Annotated in this window: 1 protein-coding gene; it reads right to left on the reverse strand. The window is 61.9% G+C overall.

Annotated features, from left to right (window positions below; all coding sequences use genetic code 11):
- Positions 1-83: 83 nt before the first annotated feature.
- Positions 84-3,120: carbamoyl-phosphate synthase large subunit (carB, locus tag Q0288_RS11750; RefSeq protein ID WP_299430626.1), on the reverse strand; the 3,037-nt coding region annotated here is incomplete at its 5' end.

The raw sequence follows: 3,120 nt of genomic DNA on the forward strand, positions 1-3,120 counted from the left end.
ATGATCTTTTTTGAATCCGGTATAACGCTTTGTAAGCCGGGCCGGAGTGGGTGTTTCCACTCCGGCTTCTTATTTCTGTCCGGCTAGGTGGAATGCCAGCTTTGTAGCGACCTGACCGGCAAATCCAGTTTTTTGGCCCGCTTAATGCTCTCCAGGCTCCAGCCAGCCCCCTCGAGGGTGGTGATGAAGGGTTTGCCGGTCTCGACCGCCCGGCGCATCTCGGGATCTGGGGTGAGGGCGATCAACAGGTCATAATCACTGTCGGAGACTTCAAAACCTGCAGCAATCCAATCCGCTTTAAGTCCATCGGCTCCGATAAAGCGCACCCTGCCATCCAGAGGCAGCTTCTGGCCCACACCCAGTTCGGCCCGGTAGTAGGCCAGATAGGGGTCGGTATCAATACCCATGCTCTCGCCGGTGGAGCGCATCTCCGGCCCCAACACTGGAATCACTCCGGGGAACTTGAGCCAGGGAACCAGAACTTCCTTGACCGAGTAAAAGCCTGGGGTGGGATCCTGGGTGAAGGCCAGGTCGCCCAGGGTTTTGCCCACCGCGATTAAAGCTGCGTACTTGGCCAGCGGGCGCCCGATGGCCTTGGAGACAAAAGGCACTGTGCGGGAGGCCCGGGGGTTGGCTTCCAGAATATAGACCGTACCGTCCTTGAGCGCGTACTGTACGTTGATGAGCCCCTTCACACCCACCGCCAGGGCCAGCCTGCGGGTGTATTCCCTGACGGTTGCCAGCTGCTCGGGGGAGAGCGAGATGGGCGGCAGGATGGTAGCCGAGTCGCCGGAGTGTACCCCGGCCCGCTCGATGTGCTCCAGGATGCCCGCCACCACCACCTGGCTGCCGTCACATAGTGCGTCTACATCCAGCTCGAGCGCATTGTCCAGGTACTGGTCTAGCAGGATCGAGGGGCGCTCGGCGAGGGCTGCGTAGATGCCGTTCAGATACCAGCGCAGCTCTTCGGGGTTGTGCACGACCTGCATGGCTCGTCCACCCAGCACATAGCTGGGCCGGGCCATCAGGGGGTAGCCGATGGTCTCGGCCAGTCGGAGGGCTTCTTCGGGGTTGCGGGCTACGGTGCCTTTCGGCTGGGGAATGCCCAAGCTGGCGCAGAGCTTGTTGAACTCGGCGCGATCCTCGGCCTTGTGGATGGCCTCCCAGCTAGTCCCCAGCAGTTGCACCCCCGCATCGGAGAGTTTTTTGGCCAGCTTCAAGGGGGTCTGGCCACCCAGGGTGGCAATTGCGCCGATGGGCTTTTCGTGATCGGTCAGATTGAGCACGTCCTCCAGCGTGAGGGGTTCGAAGTAGAGGCGGTCGGCGGTGTCGTAGTCGGTGCTCACGGTCTCGGGGTTGGAATTGACCATGATGGTCTCGAAGCCAGCCTCGCGCAAAGCCCAGACCGCATGCACTGTGGCGTAGTCGAACTCCACCCCCTGCCCGATGCGAATGGGGCCGCTGCCCAGGATCACCACTTTTGGCTTGCTGGTCTGGCGAACCTCATCCTCCAGCTCGTAGGCGCTGTAGTGATAGGGCGTGTAGGCCTCGAACTCTGCGGCGCAGGTGTCTACAGTTTTGTAGACCGGCCTCGAGCCTGCGGCCAGCCGCTGCTTGCGGGCCACCGCCTCCGATACACCCACCAGCTCACCCACCTGTGCGTCGGAGAGGCCCAACCCCTTCACATAGCGCCAGTCCTCGGCATCTTCCAGGCGCTGGCTTTCGGTCTCGAGGTCGTGTTCGGCATCAATCACTTCCTTGAGCTGGGTCAGGAACCAGGGCTCGATTCTGGTCAGGTCGTAGAGGTTGTCTACCTGCTCACCCCGCCGCAGCAGTTCCAGGACTGCATAAATTCGCGTCGGGCTGGGGTAAAGCCGGGTCTGTAGCTCTTCGGTGGTGTAGGAGGTGAATTCCGCCCGCACATCGGCCTCGAGGCTCCGCAGGGCTTTGCCAAAGCTTTCTTTGAAAGTGCGGCCAATGGCCATCACCTCGCCCACGCTCTTCATCTGGGTGCCCAGCCGGTCGGAGAAGCCCCCGGGATTCACATTGGGCAGGGTGCTGAACTTCTCGAAGGCGAAGCGGGGAATCTTGGTGACCACGTAGTCAATGGTGGGCTCGAAACTGGCCGGGGTTTTCTGGGTGATGTCATTGGGAATTTCATCCAGCCGGTAGCCTACCGCCAGCAGGGCGGCAATCTTGGCAATGGGGAAGCCGGTGGCCTTGGAGGCCAGGGCACTCGAGCGCGAGACGCGGGGGTTCATCTCAATCACGATCATCCGCCCGCTCCTGGGGTCTATGGCGAACTGGATGTTGGAGCCACCGGTCTCTACCCCGATCTCGCGGATGATCGCGATGGCTGCATCGCGCATTTTCTGGTACTCCACATCGGAGAGGGTCTGGGCCGGTGCAACCGTGATGGAGTCGCCGGTGTGCACCCCCATGGGGTCTACATTCTCGATGGAGGTGATGATCACCACCGTGTCGTTGTGGTCGCGCATGACCTCGAGCTCGTACTCCTTCCAGCCGGCGATGGACTCTTCCACCAGCGCAGACCGGGTGGGGGAGAGCGAGAGCCCGCGTGTGAGGGTCTCGGTGAATTCGGCCTCGTTTTCGGCAAGGCCCCCGCCGGTGCCGCCCAGGGTAAAGCTGGGCCGCACCACCGCCGGGTATCCGATCACTTCGCGGGCAAAAACCAGCCCCTCCTCGAGGCTGTGCACCATCTTGCCTCTGGGTACGTCCACCCCAATCCTGAGCATGGCTTTCTGGAATTCCTCGCGGTCTTCTCCTTTCTTGATAGCGGTGGCATTGGCGCCGATCAACTCCACACCGTACTTCTCCAGGATGCCCTGCTCGAAAAGGGCCATCGAGAGGTTGAGCGCGGTCTGGCCGCCCAGCGTTGGCAGCAGCGCGTCCGGGCGCTCTTTAGCGATGATTTTTTCCAGGAACTCGGGACTAAGGGGCTCGAGGTAGGTGCCTTCGGACAGCTCAGGGTCGGTCATGATGGTGGCCGGGTTGGAGTTCGCCAGCACCACCTGGTAGCCCACGCTGCGCAGGGCCTTGACGGCCTGGGTTCCGGAGTAGTCAAATTCAGCCGCCTGGCCGATGGTAATGGGGCCAGAG

The sequence above is a fragment of the uncultured Meiothermus sp. genome (genome assembly GCF_937863175.1).
Classification (GTDB): domain Bacteria; phylum Deinococcota; class Deinococci; order Deinococcales; family Thermaceae; genus Meiothermus.